Consider the following 24,503-nt stretch of genomic DNA (forward strand, 5'->3'; position numbering starts at 1 on the left):
CTACCACTCGTCGCAGTGATCATTCATTTGCTCTAAACTCGATTAAGTAATCGTGGTATAAAGAAATATTATACAATATAAACCGCCATAAAATTGGAAAGATATGAAAATCTCAATAAAATCAGCTTTATTATGCTTTGCTGTTACCTGTGCCGGTAACGTATTTGCTAAAAGCACTATTAGCGATGATAAATTTCGTCAATTAGAAGAAAACTTACCAACACCAAATACTTACCGTACCGCTTCTGGTGCGCCTGGCCATCAATATTGGCAACAGCAAGTTAATTATAAAATTGATATTGCCATCGATGATAAAACGCAAAGATTGACAGGGTCTGAAAGCATTGAGTACACCAATAACTCACCTGATACATTACGATATATTTGGATACAGTTAGATCAAAATCGTCTTAAAAGAAACTCAAATACCAACTTATCACGCACAGCACCTAATAAAAAAATTACTTATAAAGGCATGCGAAACGTAGTCAAGTCAGACGCTTTTGACGGAGGCTATAATATTACTCAAGTGACTGCTTCAAATGGTAAGCCGATGAAGCACACAATCAACAATACAATGATGCGTGTCGACTTATCAAAACCTCTTAAACAAGGAGATTCGGTAGAAGTTAACATCAATTGGGATTATCAATTACACGAACAAAAAGTACTAGGTGGCCGTTCAGGTTATGAATACTTTGAAAAAGACGATAACTACCTTTATGAAGTTGCTCAATGGTTTCCTCGTGCTGCAGCATATTACGATGCAATGGGCTGGCAAAATAAACAATTTTTAGGCAATGGTGAATTTGCCCTTGAGTTTGGTGATTACGATGTTGAAATTACGGTTCCTGCCGATCACATAGTTGCTGCAACAGGTGTTTTACAAAATGCCAATAAGGTCTTAACCAAAACACAACGTAACCGTTTAAAGAAAGCTAAAACAGCGAATAAGCCTGTATTGGTTGTAACTCCAGATGAGGCGTTGGAAAACGAGAAATCTCGCTCGAATAAAACTAAAACATGGCATTTTAAAGCGAAAAATGTACGTGACTTTGCTTTTGCTTCAAGCCGAAAATTTATTTGGGATGCTCAAGGTTATAAAGCCGGAGGCACTGATACTATGGCAATGTCATTTTACCCGAATGAAGGTAATCCATTATGGGGACGTTACTCTACAGAATCAGTTATTCACACGATGGAACAATACAGCAAATACACTTTTGATTATCCATACCCAGTATCAATTTCTGTACATGGTCCAATTGGCGGTATGGAATACCCGATGATCACCTTTAATGGCTATCGTCCAACATTAGATGAAAAAACAGGTGAAAAAACCTATTCACGACGTACAAAATACGGATTGATTGGCGTTATCATTCATGAGGTAGGTCATAACTATTTTCCTATGATCGTTAACTCAGATGAACGCCAATGGACATGGATGGATGAAGGTCTAAATACATTCCTACAGTTTTTGGCAGAACAAGCTTGGGAAGAAAACTATCCATCTCGTCGCGGTCATGCTGCAAATATTACAAGCTACATGAAAAGTGACAACCAAGTACCGATCATGACGAACTCTGAGTCAATTTTACAGTTTGGTAATAATGCATACGGTAAGCCAGCAACTGCACTTAATATTTTACGTGAAACTATTATGGGCCGTGAGCTTTTCGACTTTGCATTCAAAGAATATGCACAGCGTTGGAAATTTAAACGCCCTACTCCTGCAGACTTCTTCCGTACAATGGAAGATGCATCAGCGATAGATCTAGACTGGTTCTGGCGAGGTTGGTTTTACACAACGGATCATGTTGATATAGCACTTGGCGATATTCACTTATATCGTCCAAACAGTCAAAACCCTGATGTTGAAGAAGCTTGGGAACGTGCTTTAGAAAATGAAAAACCAACTTTTATTTCTGATTTACGCAATAAAGGTCACAAACTGCGTGTAACAAACAGACCTGAGTTGTTAGACTTTTACAACGAACATGACCAGTTTACTGCAACTAATGCTAAGCGAAACAGCTACAATAGTAGCCAGAAAAAACTTAAAGATTGGGAAAAAGAGCTTCTAGTTGACGAACGTAACTTCTACATTGTTGACTTCAAAAATAAAGGTGGGTTAGTGATGCCGATTATTTTAGATATTACTTATGATGATGGTGAAGTTGAACATGTCCGAATTCCTGCTGAAATTTGGCGTAAAAACACGGATAAAGTATCTAAACTGTTTATCCGCGATAAAGAAATTACCTCAATAGCACTTGATCCTAATTGGGAAACAGCGGATGTAAATGTCAATAACAATTACTGGCCTGCTCGTCCTATCAAGTCTCGTTTTGAACTCTACAAGCGTAAACAAAAAGATATGATGCGCGATTTTAACGTTGAGTTAAAAGCTGACGAAAACGAAGATGACGTTAAAAAAGAAGATAAATAATAATGTACATTAACACATTAAAAACATTCTTTTTTTTATTGCTGATTGGGTATGGGGCGATGACCTCTGCCCATAAATATTTTTTTGGATTAACAGAAATTTCTGTTAATCCAAAAAATCAAACAATAGAAATTATTCACCAATTTACCGCTCACGATCTTGAGAATGCGATTGCGGAACAAAAACAAGAGCACTTTTCTCCTGAGCATCCAAAGTACGATTTATACATTAAAGAGTATTTCGATAATCACTTTCAGCTTGATTTCCATCAAAAGAAAATTGAATTGAATTGGGTAGGATTAGAACTGATGAAAGGTAAGGTTATTATTTACCAAGAAGCACAGTTTAAAAATAAATTGGCCGGATTAGTGGTAAAAAATGATTTACTCGTCGATACTTACACCAAACAAGTAAATATTGTGAATTATCAAGACTCTGGATTAAAAGGTAGTTTCACTTTTACAGAATCGAATAACGTTGCTATTATCGAAAAACATTAATTAGTATTCATTGATTTACATTTTGTGATTTAGCGTGCAAAATCAGGATACTAGTATAAGAAAAGGCTTTGAGAATCTTCATGAATGTAGAGTTTATTAACCCGTTTTTATCTTCAATGCTTAATGTCATGTCAACTATGGCACAAATGGAATTAACACCTGAAAAGCCAAAATTGAAGAAAGATGAAGTGGCTATGGGTGATGTTTCAGGCCTTATAGGCATGGTTAGCGAACAAACGAAAGGTTCGTTATCCATTACTTTCGATGGCCCTTTAGCAATTGCAACCATGAAAGGAATGGTCGGCGAAGGCCCTGATGAAGTAAACGATGAAATTACTGATTTAGTTGGCGAAATAACCAATATGGTTACCGGTGGCGCGAAAAGAATGCTGAGTGAAAAAGGCATTGAATTTGATATGGCGACTCCTATGGTCGTGTCAGGATCAAACCACACGATTAAGCATAAAGCTGATGGACCTATCGTAATCATTCCATTAAATTCTCCTCATGGAAAAGCTTATATTGAATTTAGTTTTGATAAATAGCGGTATCTGATATTCAAAAAAAGCCTCTTAGTGAGGCTTTTTTATTGTCTATATGTATACAGTTATAAAATAGAAAAAGGTTTAAAATGTGGTTACAAAAAGAAATTAACTTAACAGCTCCCTGCCGAGGATTTCATTTAATTACAGATAAAATTTCTTCTAATATACCGGAAATAAAAACTATAAATATTGGGTTATTACACTTATTTATTAAACATTCATCCGCATCACTGACCATTAACGAAAATGCCGACCCTACCGTACGTAGTGATATGGAAACTCATTTTAATCACTTTGTTCCTGAAAATGCATCGTATTACCAGCATACCTATGAAGGACCTGATGATATGCCTGCACATATCAAATCAAGTACCTTAGGCTGCCAGTTATCGATTCCTATCAGCCAAGGAAAATTAAATTTAGGTATATGGCAAGGTATTTACTTAGGGGAGCATAGAAATCATCCAAGCAGGCGAACCATAGTAGCCACCATCAATGGAGAGTGATCAAAATATTACTTCACTGTAACTTGAACACGACGACTAATATTACATAACAATTCATAAGGAATGGTCGTTGCACACTTAGCAACGTTTTCTACGGGTAGGCCTTTACCCCACAGTGTTGCAATATCACCGATACAATCTTGCGCATTTTTACCTAAATCCACGGTGATCATATCCATGGATACTCGGCCAATTAAAGGGACAATACGGTCATTAACTAAAACGGGTGTACCATTTTGAGCATGTCTCGGATAACCATCGCCATAACCAATAGCAATCACGCCAATCGTAGTATCACGGGGGGCTTGCCAGGTTCCCCCATAACCTACCGCCTCTCCTTTCGCGATGTTTCTTATCGCGATAAGACTAGATTGTAGTGTCATCACCGGTTTTAAATTAGGTTGATTCGCTGATAATTGTTCTGAAATCGGCGATACACCATAAAGCATTAATCCTGGTCGGATCCATTGAAAATGACTTTCTGGCCATAAACAAATACCAGCAGAATTAGCCAAACTTTTACTCTTATTCAACCCCTCAGTCACTTGATTAAATAAGGCGATTTGATTGGGTGTTGCTTGACTCTCAGCATTGTCTGCACAACTAAGGTGGCTCATCAAAATTATATCTGGATCCACGTTCTTACTCTGATTTAACTGCCCATAAAAAGTTCTGAACTCTTCAGGAGCGATACCTAAACGATGCATTCCAGTATCTATTTTCAACCAAACTTTAATCGGTTTCGCTAACGTTGCAGAGCATAATAATGAAAGTTGTTCTTGGTTATGAATAATGGTTTGCAGTTCGTATTCAGCAATAACATCAAGATCCTTGTGAACAAAAAAACCTTCAAGTAATACAATTGGTTTTGTGATGCCTGCTTCTCTTAATGCTAGCGCTTCATCTAAGCGAGCAACACCGAATGCGTCGGCTTGATTAGTTGACTCTGACAATGCATTGGCAATACGAGCCAAACCATGACCATAGGCGTTCGCTTTTAAAACAGCTAAAACTTTACCTTGTGGAGATTGTTTTTTGATGTAACAAAAATTACTGATTAATGCCGGTAAATCAATAATTGCCGTTGCCGTTCGTAGTGTCATTCGCGTTTAATCTTCGTCTAGTACGTGGGTTCCAGCATAATTATCAAAACGAGAAAATTGGCCTTGGAATGTCAACGGTACTCTTCCTATTGGACCATTACGTTGTTTACCTATGATGATTTCTGCCATACCTTTAAACTCAGAATCGTCGTGATAGACCTCATCACGATATATAAACATGATTAAATCGGCATCTTGCTCTATTGAACCTGACTCACGTAAATCTGAGTTAATTGGACGTTTGTCAGAACGTTGCTCTAGACCACGGTTTAGCTGTGAAAGTGCAATAACAGGTACTTGTAATTCTTTGGCAAGCGCTTTAAGTGAACGAGAAATTTCCGCAATCTCTAAAGTTCGATTATCTGAAAACTGGGGAGCTCTCATTAATTGTAAATAATCGATCATGATCATACTAATGCCACCATGATCTCGGTGAATTCTTCGGCATCGAGAACGGACTTCGGTAGGAGTTAAACCCGCGGCATCATCAATGTACATTTTGCCTTTATCAATCAAAAGACCCATTGTTGATGAAAGCCTTGCCCAATCTTCATCACCTAATTGGCCGGTACGAATTTTTGTTTGATCTATCCGTCCTAATGAGGCAAGCATTCTCATCATAATTTGCTCCGACGGCATCTCTAAACTAAAAATAACCGCAGGATATTCTTCTGTCATTGCTGCATATTCGGCTAAGTTCATCGCAAACGTGGTTTTACCCATAGAAGGACGAGCGGCAACGATAATTAAATCAGACTTTTGAAACCCTGCTGTCATTTTATCAAGATCAGCAAAACCACTCGAAACGCCAGTCACACCGCTTGAAGGAGTCGCACAAAGTTTTTCTATGCGATCTACCGTTTTTTCAAGCACAGAATTAAGGTTTTCAGGTCCTTCAGATTTATTGGCTCTTTGCTCAGCAATAGCAAACACTTTTGTCTCAGCTAAATCGAGTAACTCAGCACTACTACGTCCTTGTGTATCAAAACCCGCTTCAGCAATTTCATTCGCAACACTGATCATTTCACGCGTTACTGCACGTTCTCGAACAATATCAGCATAGGCCGTAATATTGGCAGCACTCGGCGTGTTTTTCATCATTTCAGCAAGATAAACAAAACCACCTGCATCTTCTAATTTTTGATCATTTTCTAAGGCTTCAGACAAAGTGATTAAATCAACTGGCTCACCCAATTCAATTAACGCGCCAATCGTTTCATAGACAATCCGATGAGATCGGCTATAAAAATCTTGAGCAACCACCTTTTCGCCAACGCGATCCCACGCTTCATTATCAAGTAATAATCCCCCTAAAACAGATTGTTCTGCTTCAAGAGAATGAGGAGGCACTTTTAACTCTTCGACTTGTGCATCATGAGTAAAGCTTTTTTTATCTTTTGAAAAATTGAAGGGCTTACGGTCGGCCATTTTAATACCTGTTTACCAAATCAAACTAACGGATACACCGCAATATTCTAAGGATTATGAAAGTCCTTATTATGTATTAGTAATGAAGGTTAAGTAAAGCTGGTTTGATGAATATTGCTAAAAGGTGCAACATTCAGACTAGTCACTAAATGGCTAGTCTGAGTGTTAAAATACATTCTATTTACAGACTATTTTTTATAAACTTTAAGGCGCCCGCTTACAGTACTGGCCTTTACGGATGCTTTGCCATTTCCGGTCGCAAAATAAAGTTTAGAACTAGGTCCATACTTAGCGTGTTTTGCTTTATCTTGGGTAATTTTATTAACAAGATCGCCGCCAGCGTTCGATTTCATTCTAAAACTTGCCTGTACATCATTAGTAAAACCTAAATTAATATCTCCACTAACGCTCGACATTTTTATTAAGCCGTTGGTATTTAATGATAATTCGCCATCTACATCACCACTTACTGTTGAAATAACTAACTCATCAACGTCACCCATCATTATGTCAATTTCACCAGAAACGGTATTCACAAAAACTTCATTCGCTTGGGTGCGTGTTTTTAAATGACCGCTTACGGCTTTCAAACTGATGCGCCCTTTAGAAGCTTTGTCGTAAATATCACCACTAACTGATGAAAGATCAATTTTTCCAGATAAGTTTTCGCTCGTTATATCTCCGCTCACTGAGGTTATTTCGATAAGCTCTGACAAGGAATTCACTTGAATATTCCCGCTAACAGATTTTACCTCGGTACTTTTTGTTAACCCTTCCACAATGACATCAGTTGAGACACCTTGAAAATCCAAACGTAAGTGTTTCGGGACGTGAATGGTTAAGTTTGAACCTTGTTCATGCCAACTGCTTTTCATATGATGAGGCATCACGGTTTTCACTTTGATAAAAGCACCGTCTTTTTCAAAAATGAATCGTTCCGCTTTATCATCAATTTCACCCGTGACCGCAACGGTACTTTTATCCCATGCAAGAATTTTTACTTTGCCTCTTAGATTTTCAACACTGATATTCGTTGCCCCATCGACCGACAAGCTTTTATCAATGCTTTCCCCAGCAACGCTTGGTAACGATAATGCGGTTAACGCGATAACACACAAGTTAATAATAATTCGCATAATTCTTCCTACTAAATAGTTTGCCATTGAGGACTGTAAAGCTGATTAAGCAGCTCTAACTCTTGTTTTTGAGTCCAACGTAGTAAATTTAATAATTCGCTATTGTTGGGATCATTTTCTAATGCTTTAGAAATTGCTGCTCTTGCAGATGATAACTCTAAAAGCTGCTGCTGCATTTCTGGAGATAATTGTGTTAATTCTGGTTGACCAAAACTTGTTAACATCAAAGTTTTTTGCTGCTCGAAGTTTTTTTGCATCACACTGGCTAAATCAAGGTTCTCGTGTGATGTTGTCATTTGTGGACTAAACGAAAACCAAGTTAACAGTACAGCAGCAACTACAGAAGCTGCCCACGCTAAATGCACCCTTTTAGTTTTTTGCGGGTATGTTTCATTTGGTAATCGAGGCGACACCGCTATAGCTTTTTCAATGCCCTGCCACAGATCACGTTTAGGTGACATTTCTTTGGGTAATTGTTCCACTTGCTCGTCAAGTGTTGCTTCTGAAATAGGCTTTTTCATACTAACTGCTCACTTAATGATTCTCTTAATAAATTTCTTGCTCGATGATATTGTGACTTACTCGAACCCACTGCCATATTTAACATTTTGGCAATTTCTTCATGTCGGTAACCTTCAACGGCAAATAACACAAAAACTAACCGTGCTCGTTCAGGCAATTGTTGAATTTTTACATCTAAAGCTGACGAAACAGTAGCGTCGATTAACTCAACACTGGCTTCTGTGACGGTTTGCTCTTCAATGCTAAAAATACGTTGTAACCAGTTTTTTTGTTTTCGTAAGTGACCCAAAACAATATTAGTTGCAACGCTATGTAACCACGTTGAAAACTTACTATCGCCACGAAAATTACTAATTTTTTGCCAAAGTTGTACAAACACCTCTTGGCAAACATCTTCAGCACTATCTTTATCGGCAAGCATACGCCAACACAACGCAAAAATTCGACGGTGATAGGTTTCATATAATTGATGAAAAGCTTGTTGATCACCTTGTTGAGCACGAGTGATTAATTCATTCTCATGATCAGCAACGAACAACTCTTTTGCATCGATGACTTTAGACTTATCCAAACAATGTTTCTCAAAAATATTGATACCTATTAACTTAGATGCAGTATGCAGGTATAGGGTTTAAATAGATGTAAATATTTTTTATTAAGTAAGAATATCAAGAATAATACCCTGCTTTTTCGTACATTCAAGGTTATGCACGCATAAAAAAACCGAAAGCCATACAGCTTTCGGTTTTCGTACGTTGGGTTGAGAACTTATTCGTAAGGGCGTTCTAACCACATAATTTGAATTTTTAGATCATCAATTTCTTTTTGCGCGGCTAATAGTTGCTGCTCAATTGATAACTCTTCAGTTTTATTTTCTTCAATGATTTCTGGCATTGTACTCTCTCCAATATGCATCATACGACTCCCGAAAAATGTAACCACAACTGAATTATTACACAACCACTTTCATAATGAAAGCACATCGAAAGATTTATGTTACGAAAAGAAATGAAAAGTTTCATTTCAAGCGCTAATCGGAAGGTTAAAATATCTTAAAAATCAGAAGATTAATCGATATCACACCGATATATAAATCCTTATAAAAGTTTTCAGAATAAACGATTAAAATATCGTTATCGTGAAGTAGATAGACTGATCAGTTTTGGTAAGAAAGTGTGGCTTTCTTTTGCAAGTTCGTTTTGCTCAATCAATACATCCTCTAAAATTTCTCTAGATGTCAATGGATTAGCAAGAACCACACGAAAAACTAGCGTTTTGCGGCCGCGATACTTTTGAACTTCGATACGAGTACGAGAAACAAAAGATTTACCGTTTTCTCGTTGTCGTTTTTGAATAAATTTGGTGAGCTTATCCAATATGCTATTTGCCAGATCTTGGGCATCATCATCCGCTTGCGTTAAAAACGTTTGTACCACTTTAGGATTATATCGGTAGGTTAATAAACATAATTCTGGTTTTGTGATCAATTCAAAATCTGGGTGTTGCTCAATAATATCAGCAAAATAATTCGCTTTATCAATACTTTGATTGATTAATAATTCATAACCGGGACGACTGATCACATGTAAGCTAGCATAAACTAACATTGCCATTCCTGGCCGTGAGCCTTCTAGCGTATGAGAGCCTAAATCTTTTGAGCCTTTCCGTAAAATATATTCTGCATGATGTTCAATGGATGCCACCGATGCCGGATTTTTAAAGACAACCAACCCAGCTCCCATAGGAACATACATTTGTTTATGCGCATCAATGGTAACAGAGTCAGCCAGTTCAATGCCTTGTAACAACGGACGATATTTCTCTGAGAGTAACGTTGCTCCGCCCCATGCTGCATCAACATGGAAGTGACAATCATACTGTTGAGCAATCTTCGCCATTTCAGTTAATGGGTCAATATTTCCCGTCTCTGTAGTCCCTGCAACACCAACAATACTAAGTACACGTATGTTTTTAGCGGCAAGTGCTTGGCATTTTTCTTTAAGTTTTTGGCAATCAATTTTATTATGCTCATCGGTAGGAATAGCTATGACACTATCTTGCCCTAACCCTAAGATATCTGCGGATTTTTTTAATGAGTAATGGCCACGGCTCGACACTAAAATAGCGAGGCCTTCATATTGATAATGTTTGAGTGCCTGAAAGATTCCTTCTCGAGCAACACCTTTAAATGTTCCATCAGGTCCGAGTAAGTTATTCCGAGCAACCCAAAGCGCTGTTATGTTAGCGACTGTACCACCAGAACAAAAAGCCCCTAACGAATGATTGGCGCTATGCATCCATGTATCATAAAAGTTATCATCGTTTTGATACACTAAGCGATGCAGCATTCCTAACACTTGACGCTCTAAAGGCGTAAATGCTTTTGAGGTTTCAATTTTAACGAGGTTTTGATTTAAGCCGACCATTAATTTTGATAGTGGAAGTATAAAATAAGGTAAGGCAGAGGTCATATGACCTATAAAACTAGGGCTTGAAGTATGAACAGATTGCGACACTAACTTATCTAATAAGTGATGCATGTGATCGGAAACAAACGTTGGTTGTTCCGGTATTTTTGAACAATCGAAATCCTTCTCTATTTCAGATAACAATTGTTCTTTTGCCGCAATATGATTACCAAGAAAACCGGCTAAGTTTTCTGAGATCTCTTTCTCTATACGCCCTAATGTAGAATTTGGCGCTTCCGGAATGGTAAAAATTCGATGCAAAGACTCTTGAGTCGCCTGAGCTTTTCTTTTGCTACCCGTCATACTTATTCACTGTTCATAGCTTGAACTAATGCAAGCGATAATGATGTTATAAGTGCGGCACTTTAATAAAATTTACGTCAAATGTCTTGTATTTTCATCGATGCGTTGGTCTTTTATAGTATTTATGCAACTAATGTCGCCAAATATACAAAACCTAACTCTACGATTGCTAAACTGCTTAAGGCCATCATTAATACATTTTTTTTAATATTGTAAGTCATTTTTAATCTTCCTTTAATTGAACTTACAAACCACTATTCAAATTACAAGCCAAAATCATAACTACATGTTTTAATTGAATTTTTAAAATATAATACGCGAAAAGAAGAATTGCAGATTGAAATTTATAACTATTTTTTAGTGAAAATAACCACTATTTATTAGCATTTTTCGTCATGAAATATTCTAAGAATTAAACAAAAGTAGATTTATAAAGGATACCTTTATTGAAGTATTCAGCCTGCTTAAAACAGGCTGGTAATGTACCGCTTACTTAATAGATAACTGCCAACACACTTGTCCGCTTAATTGATATTTCGCCTCAAACGGGGTTAAAGGTTGCTCATCATTAACTTGACTGATGGTACCGGATCTTCCTGTTATATCGGCAGAGAACTGAAACTCTTCTAAATATAATCGCCAATTACTTCTTAAAATGATTTCTTTACCAATAGCGATTATTTCGGGAAATACAGCACTGCCATGCCAACGACGTTGAACATGTTTAGCTTTCGGCCAAGGATTCGGATAGAGAATATAGTGTTGTGATACAGACCATTTCGCTTGTTTAACTAATCGATAAAAATCATTTAAATCGGCACGTACTAAAATGAAATTATCAACTTCATGGGTATCGGTTGAAGTTCTTAATTCTTCGTCATTCCGTTCAATTCGATGAGCAGACTTATCAACACCAATAACTAACGCTTGCGGATTTTTTTTGGCCAACAATCGCGTACTTTGACCTACACCACAGCAAGAGTCTAAGATAATTTCACCTTGGTGCGCTAACACGCGACGATGAGCTAACTCAAATGCTTCTACGGTATGTGCTTGAAAAGGTTTTTTCGATGGGTGTGCCAAATGCTTTTGTACTATTTCAGCCAGTTTTTCGTGTATTCCTGGCTGGTTAGTTACAATCTCTTTTGAATCACCTAATGGCTTGTTGTTAACTGTCACAATATATTCTTAATTAATGAAGTGATTAACTTCTTAAACCAATACCTTTCGTTATTAACGTCATAGCAATAACAAAAAGGGTAATAATAAACGCGGCTAATACTGAAAAAGCAGCCACTAAACTCACATCTGAAATCCCAAGAAAACCATATCTAAAAGCATTGACCATATAAACAATGGGGTTAATTTGAGAAACACCTTGCCAAAATTCAGGTAACAAGGTGATAGAATAAAACACCCCGCCTAAATAGGTAAGTGGCGTTAATATAAAAGTAGGTATGATTGAAATATCATCGAAACTTCCTGCAAAAATAGCATTGATTAAACCGCCTAAGGCAAATGTCGCTGACGTTAGCGCTACCGTAACTATGATGATCCAAATATTATGAACTTGAATTTCCGTAAATAATAATGAAATAAGCGTGACAATACAGCCTACTAAGATGCCACGACACATACCTCCGCCAACGTAACCTGCAACAATTACCCAGTTTGGAACTGGTGCAACTAACATTTCTTCGACGTTTCGTTGCCATTTAGCGCTAAAAAACGAAGAAGCCACATTAGAGTATGAGTTGGTAATAACACTCATCATGATCAAACCTGGGACAATAAATGACATATAGTCAAAACCGCCCATCTGACCGATACGAGAGCCGATTAACTCGCCAAAAATCACAAAATATAAACTGATAGTGATTGCAGGCGGAACTAAGGTTTGCACCCAAATGCGCATAAAGCGGTGAACTTCTTTATGTAAAATACTTTTTAGCGCGATCATATTTCTTGCGGACGACATATTATTGCGCTCCTTGTGTTTGTTTTTCGCTATTGGCACCTGTACCTATGATACTGACAAATAATTCTTCAAGACGATTACTTTTATTACGTAAACTTAATACATTGATATCTTGCTCGGTGAGTTGGCTAAAAACATCATTAATTCGCTGTGATTTTTTTACATCCACTTCGATGGTGTGATCATCAATAATTCGATAACAAAATCCGTTCAGTGTTGGCTCTGCGCCACCGACACTTAAATCAAGCACGATAGTTTCTACATCCAACTTGGCTAATAATGATTTCATATCAGTGTTTTCAACAATAATACCTGAATCAATTATCGCGATATTACGACATAACATTTCAGCTTCTTCTAAGTAATGCGTAGTTAATATAATAGTAATTCCTTGCTTGTTGAGCTCACGTAAAAAATCCCACATTGAGCGACGTAGCTCAATATCAACTCCAGCAGTAGGCTCATCAAGGATCAGCATTTTTGGTTCATGCATTAATGCGCGGGCGATCATCAAACGTCGTTTCATACCGCCTGAAAGCATTCTGGCAGCGTCGTTACGCTTTTCCCACAAGTCTAATTGTTTTAAGTATTTCTCAGCTCTTTCATGAGCAACACTTCTTTCAACGCCATAATAACCAGCTTGATTCACCAAAATTCTAATTAAAGATTCAAATTGATTAAAATTAAATTCCTGAGGTACTAAACCAATATAACTTTTTGCATCTTCAAGTGCTTGATCAATATCATGACCAAACACTTTTACTTGGCCTGCTGTTTTATTCACTAACGAAGTAATAACACCGATGGTAGTTGACTTACCAGCACCATTGGGTCCTAACAAGGCAAAAAAATCACCTTGTTTTACCGTTAAATCTATTCCTTTTAAGGCCTGAAAACCGCCTTTATATACTTTTTTCAAACCAGAAATATCTAACGCATTTTGCATATCTATAACCATTAAGCCAAGTGAGCGAATTAATCTTCTTTTAATGGGGGATAAAATAGAATTTTCAATGAAAAACGATAAATTATCTTTACAAAAACACGAAAAATTCGGATATTTTTTATAGTAAAAAGTATTGCCAACATATTGTATACAATTTAAAGTGTCGCCATTCAAAAAAGGAAATACACTATGCAACGTACAACAGTAAAACTGTGGTTTGTTGGAGCCGTAATGTTCACAGCATTAGCCGCTTGTCAAAGTACAGATAAACATAACAATTAGCAAACGACTTTAACAAACCCGTTAACGCTAGAACGCATTTATAAAGATAGAGAATTTAGCTCAGACAGAATTGGGAGAATTCGTTGGTTAGCTGATGGGAGTGGCTATACAGCCATTGAAAAGTCAGCAACAACAAAAACGGATGAAGATGGCAAAAATCACAGTATCGGAAAAGACATTGTTGTATACGATCCAGAAACATTAGCGCGCAAAATATTAGTGAGTGCCGAGCAATTAACGCCTGAAGGCGCAGAACAACCATTATCAATTGATAATTACATTTGGTCTGATGATAGAAAAAAATTACTTATTTATACCAATAGTAAAAAAGTCTGGCGTTCGAACAGTCGTGGCGATTACTGGGTGTTAAATCTAACGAGCAACGCGCTCACACAACTTGGCGGCGAAAACGTAAAAGCAAGCTCTTTGATGTTTGCTAAATTTTCTCCTGATGCGTCTAAAGTAGCGTACGTGGTTGATAATAATATTTATCTAGAAAATCTAACCTCTACTAAAATCACCCAATTAACGCATGATGCGGGTAACGGTATTATTAACGGTTTATTTGACTGGGTATATGAAGAAGAATTTGGTATTCGTGATGGTTTCCGTTGGAGTCCTAATGGCGAAAAAATTGCTTACTGGCAGCTTGATACCAGTGGTAGTAAAGATTTTCACATGATCAACAATACCGATGAACTGTATCCAACTATTGTGTCATTTCCTTACCCTAAAGTAGGCGAAACGAACGCCTTAGCCAATGTCGGTATTATCGATTTATCCAACCAGAAAACCACTTGGGTTAACCTGCCCAACAACTCACGTGAAATGTATATCCCACGCATGAATTGGTCTGGTAATAGTGAAGAAGTGTTAGTTCAGCACCTTAACCGTAAACAAGACCGAAACGCGCTTTATCTCGCAAATGCCGCAACCGGAAAAGTCAATAAAATTTACACGGAAAAAGATGAGCATTTCTTAGATGGCATTACTGACGCTAAATGGATAAACAATGGTAAAAATTTCATCTGGACCAGTGAGGCCTCAGGTTGGAGACATTTTTATAGCATTTCACGTGATGGAAAAACTAAGCTTGATTTAACGCCAGGCGAGTTTGATACCGTTAGTTTACAAGCGGTTGATGAAGACGGTGGTTGGTTATATTACATTGCATCCCCTAAAAATATCGGCCAACGTTATTTATTTAGAAGTAAACTAGACGCCAGTATCGTTAATCAACAAATTACCCCTGAATCGTTTGCAGGCAACAATAGTTATCAAATGTCTGACGATGGACAATGGGCGATTCATTCTTATTCTTCTTTTACGCAACCAACACAAAAACGATTAGTTAAGCTTGAAGGTCATCAAGAAAAACACATGATGATGGATAACAAAAAGCTTATTGATAAGTTAGCGTCTTTAGAGCAACCCGACCACGAGTTCTTTCAGGTTCAAGCACAAGATGGGTTAACTCTTGATGGTTACATTATGCGCCCTGCAAACTTTGATGCCAGTAAAAAATACCCGATTATTTTTTACGTTTACGGTGAAGCATGGGGACAAACAGTACAAGACAGATGGCGTGGTAACTCATACCTTTGGGATCAAATGCTAACCGAGCAAGGCTATATTGTTGCTTCTATCGACAATCGCGGTACTCGTGCCCCTAAAGGCAGAGAATGGCGTAAACAAGTGTATGGCGCAGTAGGCGTATTATCTTCACGTGACCAATCTGACGCCTTAAAAGCGATGGCAAAACGATGGAATTATATAGATACTAACCGAGTTGGCATTTGGGGACATTCAGGTGGTGGCTCAATGACATTAAATATGATGTTCCGCTACCCAGAGCAATACCATGTCGGTATTTCATTAGCACCCGTACCTGATCAGCGTTTATACGACACTATTTATCAAGAGCGTTACTCTGGCATTTTAGCCGATAATGAAGAAGGCTATAAACAAGGTTCACCGATTACCCATGCGAAAAACTTACAGGGTAACCTATTGTTAGTGCACGGTACTGGCGATGACAATGTTCACTACCAAGGCTCTGAGCGATTAATTAATGAGTTGGTGAAACATAATAAGCAATTTCAGTTTATGTCTTACCCTAACCGCAGTCACGGTTTATGGGAAGGAGAAGGCACAACCCTTCATTTAAAAAGTTTACAGACTGAATATTTTGATCGCTACTTAATGAATAAAAAAGTGCAATAATTATTGATGTTAATAACTATTATCGAAAGCCTGCAAATGCAGGCTTTTTTATTATTTAACGCGCATTCGGAAGGTTATTTATCGATAGTTGCACGTACAAACAATAAAGTAAAAAATGGTCAAATGTGCTGAGATTTAGTTCATTTAACATTACTTAGCAAACAGAAAAACTGTAATTCACTGAAAATTATAATAAAAATAATTGGTTTTGATTTTGCAGAGTATTGATAAAACGCGAAAATATGAACAGAGGTAATAGATGCGAGATTTAAATTCGACCCCAACTAAAAACTGGCAAAATACGAGTGTATGGATGCGCGGCCTATTTATGATCCTATTCGGGTTTATTGGTGGTTTTGCACGATTTATGATCACGCTAATTGCGATATTTCAATTTTTCTATTTATTACTGACCAGAAAAGCTAACTCTGGGCTAAAAGTGTTAGGTCAAAGCTTAAATAACTATATTTACCAAATAAACGATTTTCTTACCGCTAACTCTGACACCTACCCGTTCCCTTTAAGCGGCTGGCCAGAAGATAAATCTACGTATAAGTATTCGTCAAGAAGTTAATCAATCCTGAAACAAAAAAGCTCACTATTCAGTGAGCTTTCCAATATAAATTCTTAACAGTTTTTACGCAGAAAAAAACTTTTAAAACAAGGCATTGTAATCGAAGCATAGTGTTTCTTATGCGAGTGCAACAATAACGTAGTTATCAAAGCTTTTAGCCAGTAAAAATTTTATTTGCTGGCGCGCGATACATACTCACCGGTACGTGTATCAACTTTTACCACTTCACCAATTTGCACAAATAATGGAACACGAATTACCGCGCCTGTTGCTAAAGTTGCAGGTTTACCACCGGTACCAGCCGTGTCACCTTTCAAACCAGGATCTGTTTCAGTAATTTCAATTTCAACAAAGTTAGGTGGATCTACCGAAATTGGATTACCATTCCAGAAAGTAATCGTACAAAGATCACCTTCTACTAACCACTTTTCATTATCGCCAACCGCTTTTTCATCAGCTGCCACTTGCTCAAAGGTGTCATTATTCATAAAATGCCAAAATTCGCCATCGGCATATAAATAACCAAGTTCAGAATCCATAACATCAGCGCCTTCACATGAATCGCCAGATTTAAATGTTTTTTCAAGCACTTTGCCTGAAATAAGTTTACGGATTTTTACACGGTTAAACGCTTGGCCTTTACCCGGTTTTACAATTTCGTTATCTAAAATATTGCATGGTTCGCCATCGATCATAAGTTTAAGACCGTTTTTGAACTGATTAGTACTGTAGTTCGCCATAAGAGTGTTCTCTTTTTATTAACGCAGAGAGTTAAATGTTGAAAATAGAAATGCCGCAAATAATACCTCAAATTCACGATAATTTGCACACTTCTTGGCAAAAAGAATTATCAAATGTGGTAACTGATCCAGAAAAGCTACTCGAAGCACTCAATATTAGTCCGGAAAAATACCGAGCGCACTTTAATGCGAGGCAATTATTTCCGGTTAGAGTGCCTCGTCCTTTTATCGCTAGAATGAAAAAAGGCGATATAAACGACCCTTTGTTAAAACAAGTGATGCCGTTATTACATGAATTCATTGCTACTGACGGTTTTACAACCGACCCTTTGGAAGAACACGACTCAGTTGCCGAAGGTTTATTACACAAATATAAACATAGGGTATTAATGATAGTCAAAGCAGGTTGCGCTATTAATTGCCGTTACTGTTTTCGTCGTCATTTTCCCTATCAAGATAACAGCCCTAACAAACAACGTTGGCAAGAAGCGCTTACTTATATTGCGCAACACAATGCAATTAATGAAGTGATTTTTAGTGGTGGTGACCCTTTAATGGCAAGCGATGAGCATTTAGCGTGGTTAATTCAGCAACTTGAAAATATACCACACATTAAACGTTTACGTATTCATACCCGTATGGCGATAGTGATCCCTCAAAGGATCACGCAAACTTTAGTCAATTTACTTGCAAATACTCGATTAAAAGCCACCTTTGTCTTTCATATTAATCATAAAAATGAAGTTGATCAGCAAGTAATAAAAGCCATAGAGCCATTACGCGAAGCTCGAATTCCTTTGTTAAATCAAAGTGTTTTACTGAAAGCGGTTAATGATAATGCCGAGGTTTTATGTCAATTAAGCGAAACATTATTTGATAACGGCATTACTCCATACTATTTGCATTTATTTGACAAAGTACAAGGTGTTGCACATTTTGATACCGATGACAGCTCAGCAAAAAACATCGTGAAACAAATGATGGCCACTTTACCAGGCTTTTTAATGCCAAAAGTTGTCAGAGAAATTGCAGGTGAAGCTAACAAAACACCATTCAGTTTGGCATAATAGACCGATTAGAAATGTCTGTTAATATTTTAGGTAAGTTTAAACATTATGAGTGCAACAGTTAGTCAACAATTGGTAGAAAATGTTTCTATCATCTTAAAAAAATCATTGGCAGCCGATGCTACGTTAAGTGATTTACGTGAGAAGAACCAAGCAGGTTTTGAAGCTATTTTTACTAAAGATGCTGGTTTTAAATGCTCAGCAAATACCTTTCAACCTTACGTGGAAGAAGTAGCTAACGACTTAGTATTTTGGCAAAAAACATCTGATCAAGCCACGTTAATAGCTATGGTGAAAAAAATTGAGCAACTTTTTACAGTGCTAGGAAATTTTGAACAAAGCTACACAGCTTGATACTTTAGTATTTCAGAACAAGACAGCCGCCTATAAAAAAGCCGAAATAATTTTCGGCTTTTATTTGGCATATGAATGACCTTAACTAGGTCGAGCATTCAGATTTATTGTAAGAGTGTTTTTTCAAACCATTCATCTAACATTTTCTTTTCATAACCTAAACTATCGCGATTATAACGAAGATTTGATCCCATCATAAAATTCATGTCTTTAAGATTAACATCCCCAGATGTCAGCACGTTTTTATTGCCATCAAGCACCTGATATGAAAACTCGATACGTGGGAAAAATATTTCTTTTATCACTCGAATGCGCTGCATGTTTTGATGCACATCGCCGGCTAAATCAACATATTTAACATCAATTAACAGTGTTTGACCTTCCGGTAACTTTTCCGCTAATCCAGAAAAATGCTCTTCAAAATTAGCAAAAACACGCGCTTTAAATTTAGCACGATGGCCGTCACCCGCATGAACATCTCGATATTTATCTGAATTAGTCCACTTAACTTCACTGGTTGCCGCAGAAGAAACAAACGTTAACAACATTGACGATACCGCGAGTAAAGTCACACTTAGCTTTTTCATCAGACTCTCCTTTAACTTTTCGTTAGTTTAAACATGGTTTACATAAACCATTGTACAGATATCAATAAGCTTATTATGTATATTTAATAGACCATCAATTTCATAAAAAAGTCACTTTTAAGTGTAGTTTAATTATATCCAAAAGTTACAATCGCAGAAACTCTCTTTTTGAATGGTTTAACATAACGTTTAAACAGAGAATTTATTTGAACGTAACAGTGACCTGATTGCAACCATCTGACGTTTGCGCGTAATGAAGTTGCCAATGTTGTCGTCTGACGATTTTGCTGACAATACTTAAACCAATACCATAGCCATCGCCACGAGTAATCCCCCGTTCTAACTGCTTTTCTTCGATAACAACGTGGCTTTCAATTGAATTGGAAATGATCACAGATGCATCAACAATCTGAATTCGCACTATACCACTTAAGGTATGTTCAAAAGCGTTTCGAATAAGATTACTCAAGACAATTTGACATAACGTCAATGGTAGTTGATGCGAGCAGTTTTCATCATTGATGATACTGACCTCGATAAACTTATCCTCTATTAAATATTGATGCGTTTTTACCATGCTAGTCACAATGGCATTTAAATCAACAAGTTCGATGGGATAGTCTTTTTCATTTTTCCGACTAAGTAATAAAAGCGCTTCAGTTAACTCTTTCATATTTTCATTGGCACGTTTTATATGAGTAATTTGATCCGCAATTTGTTGAGTGCCGTTTTGCGTTCTTAAATCGATAATATCTAATGCCGAAGCAACAACGGCTATTGGGGTGCGCAATTCATGACTCGCATTTTGTAAAAATTGCTTTTCTCGTTGATGATATTGATGAATACGAGCCATGGTCTGATGTAAAGTATTTGCCACTGTGCCTATTTCAGTTTTGTCTTCCATCACGGCAAAAGACAATTCAGGTTTATTTTCATCAAGGCTCTTGGCCATCTCGGCCAGTTCTTTTAATGGATTCAAGACTTTTTTAATTAAACTTCTGGCAAGGCCAAAAAACAAAGCTATTGCTAATAACGTAATCAATCCAATCGACATGGGCTTTGTTTTTTGCCCTGCATTTTCTTATTTGAATGCGTGTTAAACACATTTCTCCTTTCACCATACTGAATTCAGTTGAGTGTTTTGAGGTATTAAAAAAGCCCGAATATTGTTATTCGGGCTTTCGTTTATTTGGCGATAGGATATAGCGGTAATATAACAATTTGCTACATCATTTCGCCAATATCTGGCATTGTAGGAGCATCACCACTCATAAATACCCATAAAACCTCTGCCAAAACTCCGCTTAGCATTTAGCCTAATTACAATAATTGCAAAATATTTTAATTTTTATGGAATAAAGTCAATGCCTCAACCGTTACCTTTATGAATTAACCAAAAACATGAAGGAAATGATCATGATTAAACTAACTAAAACGGCTTTATTTATTACCTGTGCTTTAACTGCAACAGTAAGTTCGGCAGCAACTGAATTTACGTTTAACGAAGAAACGTCGGTTCAAGCATCTCAATCAACGCAAGCAACACATTCGTCACAACCATCGGAATCGAACGCTTCATTTAATTCATCATCGAGTGCTTCCGCTAGTTTCGCGTTTCGTACAGAAACAAACGGTGACACGGTGGCTGAGCAAGTACCCGACACTGAAGAAGAGGCGGTCCTTGAAGAAGACAATCCCCAACAAGAAGGTAGTAGTTTGGCAAGTAACACAAACAATGCCGTTGAAAATGGCTCGTCGGTAACCGCAGGTGCCACTGAAAATTCAGTGAGTGCGTTGGCAACTTCATCGACATCCTTGATTGCGAAGAGTGCTGTCATAGTAGGTGAAACAAGTAATACCCTTGCATTGACAATTGCTAACAATACCGATGCCACTTCTGAGGTGACAAATTCAGTGATGTCATCCGTATCGGCTATAGGCGAAGAGTCGATGGACACGGCACTAAATACTTCGATTACGCAAAACATTCAATCAGCAGCAGAACTGTCAACAGCCGCTATTGTTGACGATGTTATTGCACAAGATCTTTCAACCAGTTTACTCGCCGCTAGCGAACAAAGTGTACAAAGCAGCATTAATGAGAGTGTTGCTCAAAGTATCAATAATGAAGTGACTAACTCTGTTGATGCTGCCGTTGAAAGCTCAATTGACACGGCACTAAATGCAACGGCATTAACAAACTTCTAACCAGCCAACAAGTTATGCGCATAATTTAATTATGCGCATTTTTATTCCAAACATATTTATTTTCGAGGTTTATATGAAACTTTACCCATCTGTTGTTAGTGCGCTATTTTCAATTACCTTACCCGTATTTGGCCAAGCTGACACCTTAGAGCATGAGATTATTATCAGTAGCGGAGTTAAACATGACAGTAAATTAACCGTGGCTGAAGTTGATGATGTAAGCACAAATGCTGATAGTGCGTTAACATTTGAAGGCGCAGTTAAACTGACTTGGCAAGCGACTGAAAACTTCACGGTAAAAGGAGGGGTTTCGCACCAGCAAACGCGTTATCAGCAATACCATGAGTATGATCTCATTTTAAACCGACTGAATACCGATATAAGTTATAAATTTGCTGATTACACTATAGGGGCAAATCATTATTATATTGATGCAAAGCTTGATAAACGTGATTTTTTATCACTTAATCAATCCAGTATTTACGGGTCTAAATTATATAATAATAAATATTTAATCAGAGTCTCTGGTGAGTTGCAAAACAAAAAGTTAACGAATCAACCGACCAGAAACGCCCAAAATATTGCCAGCTCAATTTCAAGCTTTATCTTTTTTAATCAATTTAACAGCTTTTTATCATTCACTGGCAACATATCGAATGAAAAAGCGAAAGATAATCAATTTAGCTATCAAGGGTTACGCTTTCAAGCCTTAGCGTCACATAAATTTACCGCTTATGATTTTAATCAACAACTACAGCTAGCCTTGCGCTATGATAAAAAACATTACTCTTCGAGTGAGTCACTAACACAAAACCCAACATTAGAACAACCGCAAGACTATACGACCAACAACACACGTAAAGACAATAGCCAAGTGGCAAATTTTTCATGGCTAATTAACCTCAACAACATCTGGTCGTTAGATAGTGAGTTTGAATTAGGAAAATATCAATCTAATAATGCTGCGCTTAATTATCATGAAAGTGTCACCAGCGTAAAACTTAAAGCGCGTTTTTAATATCCACTGAGCAATAATTTACGCTAATCGATAATACACTAGGAGTAAGACAAGGCTACCGACTCAATTTACCAAAACCGAAGATATTGTCTCGGCCTTGCTCTCCTAAATCTATCGCCTGACTTTGTAAAGCATCTAAATAATTTTTCGTTTTTTTCTTAGCACAAGCTGCGAAAGCTGTCACAAATGGTGTAGCTATTGATGTGCCTGTTTCATGAGAAAAACTACCGCCAGCTCTCGCAGTTTTCACCGAGACACCTAGGGCTGAAAAACCAACATAATCCCCTCTATTTGCCCAGCGATAATGCTTATCTTGATTGTCTATGGCCGTAACGCCAATAACATTGTCATAAGCTGCGGGGTACATTGGCGGCGCATTCGGGCCTTCGTTGCCTACTGCGGCAACCATGATGATATTTTTCTCGCTCATCTTGTTAATAATTTGAGCAAGTAAAGGTGTATTGGGGCCAGCTAAACTTAAATTAATCGCATCTACCTGATTCTCAACTAACCAATCTAATGCACTGACTAAATGGTATAAACTCGCAGCTTGGGCGTAGTCATTTTGTGCATAAAATGCTTGTGCCGAATAAAGGGTCGCGTTTGGCAATAAAGCTGGAAGTTCTGGTGCGCTACTTACTAATAAGGCAGACACTGCTGTTCCATGGGCTTTTGGAGGCGTGAGAGTATTATCAATAAAGCTTTTTTCGATCACTTTACTTTGTTTAAAAGCTACGTGGTTAAGATCAATGGCGGTGTCAACTACCCCAATACGTAACGGGTTTTGGCAAATAGCGTTAGACTTTATTGAATTAGCGTTATGGTTATCAGGATGATTATTCGCTGTAAATTGGCTGGCATAAACATAATTTCTAGTTAAATTTTCTTGCCATATTTTTGGGATTAATTTGAACATAGTGTCAAAGGAATTACGATGTTGAGCAACATGAATATTGACGATAATTAATTGCAGATTCGGTAATAGTTTTTGTGCAACTAGTCGCATATCATGCTTAGCGATAAACGCTTTTAATTGCGTGAGTTCATCTTGTTTAATCGTCAATAACCATTGCTGCTCAATAGCACGCCAATTGTTTTCAACAGCGACGTCTTTATATAGTAACTTTTTTTGTTGAGATATTATTGGTAACACCGATGCTAGATGAGTAGCGGGCTGTAATGTTTTTAATTTTTCAGCGGTGATGCGACGTTTTTCTGCTTGCTGACGTTCAATTTTTTGTCTGATGCTGTTAAGTGAATTATTTAGTGGTACATTGACCTTATCAATCACATTCTGCTCAATGCTTTGTGGTATTTTAATGTTGGTGTTTTGAACTTGTGCGAGTGTTTTAGCGGCCGTTGTTGGCAGTATTAAAATAAGCGCTGCGCGTACTGCGACATATTTGATTTTATTTAACCGGTTTTTCTTTAATACACGCATACCAAACCTTATATAATGAAACGAATCTTAACTAAATAACGTATAAGAAAGACAAAAATTCCCTTTATTTTAAAAAGAATGGAATAAATCATATCTTGAATCGTCTACTCATTATAGAGGAG

At 37.3% G+C, this 24,503-nt stretch carries 24 protein-coding genes; 10 read left to right on the forward strand and 14 right to left on the reverse strand.

Features of this window, described 5'->3' with window-relative positions:
* The first annotated feature begins 103 nt into the window (after positions 1-103).
* From ABXH06_RS07235 to ABXH06_RS07250, 4 genes are all read left to right on the forward strand, one after another.
* Positions 104-2,452 (forward strand): M1 family metallopeptidase, encoded by a 2,349-nt coding sequence (locus tag ABXH06_RS07235; RefSeq protein ID WP_353517792.1) that lies wholly within the window; start codon positions 104-106, stop codon positions 2,450-2,452.
* 2 nt (positions 2,453-2,454) lie between these two features.
* A complete protein-coding gene (locus tag ABXH06_RS07240) occupies positions 2,455-2,952 on the forward strand; it encodes a DUF6702 family protein (RefSeq protein ID WP_353517793.1) in 498 nt (165 codons plus the stop codon).
* 80 nt (positions 2,953-3,032) lie between these two features.
* Entirely contained in the window at positions 3,033-3,497 is a 465-nt protein-coding gene (locus tag ABXH06_RS07245; RefSeq protein WP_311583955.1) for a chemotaxis protein CheX, read from the forward strand.
* Between the two features lie 86 nt (positions 3,498-3,583).
* On the forward strand, positions 3,584-4,003 hold the full coding sequence (locus tag ABXH06_RS07250; protein WP_311583957.1) for a secondary thiamine-phosphate synthase enzyme YjbQ: 420 nt from the start codon (positions 3,584-3,586) through the stop codon (positions 4,001-4,003).
* Positions 4,004-4,011: 8 nt separating this feature from the next.
* Here ABXH06_RS07250 and alr read toward each other — a convergent pair whose 3' ends face one another.
* The 10 genes from alr to ABXH06_RS07300 all read right to left on the reverse strand — a co-directional run bounded on the left by alr (position 4,012) and on the right by ABXH06_RS07300 (position 13,887).
* Positions 4,012-5,106 (reverse strand): alanine racemase, encoded by a 1,095-nt coding sequence (gene alr / locus ABXH06_RS07255; RefSeq protein WP_353517794.1) that lies wholly within the window; start codon positions 5,104-5,106, stop codon positions 4,012-4,014.
* A gap of 6 nt (positions 5,107-5,112) precedes the next feature.
* Entirely contained in the window at positions 5,113-6,534 is a 1,422-nt protein-coding gene (gene dnaB, locus ABXH06_RS07260; protein ID WP_311583961.1) for a replicative DNA helicase, read from the reverse strand.
* A gap of 188 nt (positions 6,535-6,722) precedes the next feature.
* Complete coding sequence (locus ABXH06_RS07265; protein ID WP_311583963.1) at positions 6,723-7,670, reverse strand: DUF4097 family beta strand repeat-containing protein; 948 nt, start codon at positions 7,668-7,670, stop codon at positions 6,723-6,725.
* A gap of 11 nt (positions 7,671-7,681) precedes the next feature.
* Positions 7,682-8,191: a hypothetical protein gene (locus ABXH06_RS07270; protein ID WP_353517795.1), complete on the reverse strand. Its 510-nt coding sequence runs from the start codon at positions 8,189-8,191 to the stop codon at positions 7,682-7,684.
* On the reverse strand, positions 8,188-8,763 hold the full coding sequence (locus tag ABXH06_RS07275) for an RNA polymerase sigma factor (RefSeq protein WP_353517796.1): 576 nt from the start codon (positions 8,761-8,763) through the stop codon (positions 8,188-8,190). The genes ABXH06_RS07270 and ABXH06_RS07275 overlap by 4 nt, the downstream gene beginning before the upstream one ends.
* Positions 8,764-8,960: 197 nt before the next feature.
* Positions 8,961-9,110, reverse strand: coding sequence for a hypothetical protein (locus tag ABXH06_RS07280; RefSeq protein WP_311583969.1), 150 nt, complete (start codon positions 9,108-9,110; stop codon positions 8,961-8,963).
* Between the two features lie 215 nt (positions 9,111-9,325).
* Positions 9,326-10,963: a pyridoxal-dependent aspartate 1-decarboxylase PanP gene (gene panP, locus ABXH06_RS07285; protein ID WP_353517797.1), complete on the reverse strand. Its 1,638-nt coding sequence runs from the start codon at positions 10,961-10,963 to the stop codon at positions 9,326-9,328.
* A gap of 489 nt (positions 10,964-11,452) precedes the next feature.
* Entirely contained in the window at positions 11,453-12,142 is a 690-nt protein-coding gene (gene trmB, locus ABXH06_RS07290) for a tRNA (guanine(46)-N(7))-methyltransferase TrmB (RefSeq protein WP_353517798.1), read from the reverse strand.
* 25 nt (positions 12,143-12,167) lie between these two features.
* Positions 12,168-12,941, reverse strand: coding sequence for an ABC transporter permease (locus ABXH06_RS07295; RefSeq protein WP_311583975.1), 774 nt, complete (start codon positions 12,939-12,941; stop codon positions 12,168-12,170).
* 1 nt (position 12,942) lies between these two features.
* On the reverse strand, positions 12,943-13,887 hold the full coding sequence (locus ABXH06_RS07300) for an ABC transporter ATP-binding protein (RefSeq protein WP_311583977.1): 945 nt from the start codon (positions 13,885-13,887) through the stop codon (positions 12,943-12,945).
* A gap of 501 nt (positions 13,888-14,388) precedes the next feature.
* On the opposite strand from ABXH06_RS07300, the gene ABXH06_RS07305 reads away from it, so the two are divergent.
* Positions 14,389-16,392: a S9 family peptidase gene (locus ABXH06_RS07305; RefSeq protein WP_353517799.1), complete on the forward strand. Its 2,004-nt coding sequence runs from the start codon at positions 14,389-14,391 to the stop codon at positions 16,390-16,392.
* Positions 16,393-16,651: 259 nt separating this feature from the next.
* Positions 16,652-16,966 (forward strand): DUF4389 domain-containing protein, encoded by a 315-nt coding sequence (locus ABXH06_RS07310; protein WP_353517800.1) that lies wholly within the window; start codon positions 16,652-16,654, stop codon positions 16,964-16,966.
* Positions 16,967-17,136: 170 nt separating this feature from the next.
* Here the strand turns inward: ABXH06_RS07310 and efp are convergent, their stop codons facing one another.
* Entirely contained in the window at positions 17,137-17,706 is a 570-nt protein-coding gene (gene efp / locus ABXH06_RS07315; RefSeq protein WP_311583983.1) for an elongation factor P, read from the reverse strand.
* Positions 17,707-17,756: 50 nt separating this feature from the next.
* On the opposite strand from efp, the gene epmB reads away from it, so the two are divergent.
* Positions 17,757-18,773, forward strand: coding sequence for an EF-P beta-lysylation protein EpmB (gene epmB / locus ABXH06_RS07320; protein WP_353517988.1), 1,017 nt, complete (start codon positions 17,757-17,759; stop codon positions 18,771-18,773).
* Between the two features lie 48 nt (positions 18,774-18,821).
* A complete protein-coding gene (locus tag ABXH06_RS07325; RefSeq protein WP_311583985.1) occupies positions 18,822-19,127 on the forward strand; it encodes a hypothetical protein in 306 nt (101 codons plus the stop codon).
* 104 nt (positions 19,128-19,231) lie between these two features.
* Here the strand turns inward: ABXH06_RS07325 and ABXH06_RS07330 are convergent, their stop codons facing one another.
* Positions 19,232-19,714, reverse strand: a complete 483-nt coding sequence (locus ABXH06_RS07330; RefSeq protein ID WP_353517801.1) for a DUF3016 domain-containing protein — start codon at positions 19,712-19,714, stop codon at positions 19,232-19,234.
* 202 nt (positions 19,715-19,916) lie between these two features.
* A complete protein-coding gene (locus ABXH06_RS07335; protein ID WP_311583989.1) occupies positions 19,917-20,768 on the reverse strand; it encodes a sensor histidine kinase in 852 nt (283 codons plus the stop codon).
* A 362-nt stretch (positions 20,769-21,130) separates the two neighbouring features.
* On the opposite strand from ABXH06_RS07335, the gene ABXH06_RS07340 reads away from it, so the two are divergent.
* The gene (locus ABXH06_RS07340; RefSeq protein WP_353517802.1) at positions 21,131-21,922 is read left to right on the forward strand and encodes a hypothetical protein; all 792 of its coding nucleotides are present in this window, start codon (positions 21,131-21,133) and stop codon (positions 21,920-21,922) included.
* Between the two features lie 73 nt (positions 21,923-21,995).
* Positions 21,996-22,940, forward strand: coding sequence for a hypothetical protein (locus tag ABXH06_RS07345; RefSeq protein WP_311583993.1), 945 nt, complete (start codon positions 21,996-21,998; stop codon positions 22,938-22,940).
* Positions 22,941-22,995: 55 nt separating this feature from the next.
* Here ABXH06_RS07345 and ABXH06_RS07350 read toward each other — a convergent pair whose 3' ends face one another.
* A complete protein-coding gene (locus ABXH06_RS07350; protein ID WP_353517803.1) occupies positions 22,996-24,381 on the reverse strand; it encodes a S8 family serine peptidase in 1,386 nt (461 codons plus the stop codon).
* Positions 24,382-24,503 lie beyond the last annotated feature (122 nt).

Origin of the sequence: Thalassotalea sp. SU-HH00458, assembly GCF_040362795.1 — a bacterium.
GTDB classification, from domain to species: Bacteria; Pseudomonadota; Gammaproteobacteria; order Enterobacterales; family Alteromonadaceae; genus Thalassotalea_H; species Thalassotalea_H castellviae.

Bases quoted from the DNA above. Each gene is read 5' to 3' on its own strand.
- ABXH06_RS07235 (WP_353517792.1), top strand. From the start codon at position 104: ATGAAAATCTCAATAAAATCAGCTTTATTATGCTTTGCTGTTACCTGT.
- ABXH06_RS07240 (WP_353517793.1), top strand. From the start codon at position 2,455: ATGTACATTAACACATTAAAAACATTCTTTTTTTTATTGCTGATTGGG.
- ABXH06_RS07245 (WP_311583955.1), top strand. From the start codon at position 3,033: ATGAATGTAGAGTTTATTAACCCGTTTTTATCTTCAATGCTTAATGTC.
- ABXH06_RS07250 (WP_311583957.1), top strand. From the start codon at position 3,584: ATGTGGTTACAAAAAGAAATTAACTTAACAGCTCCCTGCCGAGGATTT.
- alr (WP_353517794.1), bottom strand. From the start codon at position 5,106: ATGACACTACGAACGGCAACGGCAATTATTGATTTACCGGCATTAATC.
- dnaB (WP_311583961.1), bottom strand. From the start codon at position 6,534: ATGGCCGACCGTAAGCCCTTCAATTTTTCAAAAGATAAAAAAAGCTTT.
- ABXH06_RS07265 (WP_311583963.1), bottom strand. From the start codon at position 7,670: ATGCGAATTATTATTAACTTGTGTGTTATCGCGTTAACCGCATTATCG.
- ABXH06_RS07270 (WP_353517795.1), bottom strand. From the start codon at position 8,191: ATGAAAAAGCCTATTTCAGAAGCAACACTTGACGAGCAAGTGGAACAA.
- ABXH06_RS07280 (WP_311583969.1), bottom strand. From the start codon at position 9,110: ATGATGCATATTGGAGAGAGTACAATGCCAGAAATCATTGAAGAAAAT.
- panP (WP_353517797.1), bottom strand. From the start codon at position 10,963: ATGACGGGTAGCAAAAGAAAAGCTCAGGCGACTCAAGAGTCTTTGCAT.
- ABXH06_RS07295 (WP_311583975.1), bottom strand. From the start codon at position 12,941: ATGTCGTCCGCAAGAAATATGATCGCGCTAAAAAGTATTTTACATAAA.
- ABXH06_RS07300 (WP_311583977.1), bottom strand. From the start codon at position 13,887: ATGCAAAATGCGTTAGATATTTCTGGTTTGAAAAAAGTATATAAAGGC.
- ABXH06_RS07310 (WP_353517800.1), top strand. From the start codon at position 16,652: ATGCGAGATTTAAATTCGACCCCAACTAAAAACTGGCAAAATACGAGT.
- efp (WP_311583983.1), bottom strand. From the start codon at position 17,706: ATGGCGAACTACAGTACTAATCAGTTCAAAAACGGTCTTAAACTTATG.
- epmB (WP_353517988.1), top strand. From the start codon at position 17,757: ATGCCGCAAATAATACCTCAAATTCACGATAATTTGCACACTTCTTGG.
- ABXH06_RS07325 (WP_311583985.1), top strand. From the start codon at position 18,822: ATGAGTGCAACAGTTAGTCAACAATTGGTAGAAAATGTTTCTATCATC.
- ABXH06_RS07330 (WP_353517801.1), bottom strand. From the start codon at position 19,714: ATGAAAAAGCTAAGTGTGACTTTACTCGCGGTATCGTCAATGTTGTTA.
- ABXH06_RS07335 (WP_311583989.1), bottom strand. From the start codon at position 20,768: ATGTCGATTGGATTGATTACGTTATTAGCAATAGCTTTGTTTTTTGGC.
- ABXH06_RS07340 (WP_353517802.1), top strand. From the start codon at position 21,131: ATGATTAAACTAACTAAAACGGCTTTATTTATTACCTGTGCTTTAACT.
- ABXH06_RS07345 (WP_311583993.1), top strand. From the start codon at position 21,996: ATGAAACTTTACCCATCTGTTGTTAGTGCGCTATTTTCAATTACCTTA.
- ABXH06_RS07350 (WP_353517803.1), bottom strand. From the start codon at position 24,381: ATGCGTGTATTAAAGAAAAACCGGTTAAATAAAATCAAATATGTCGCA.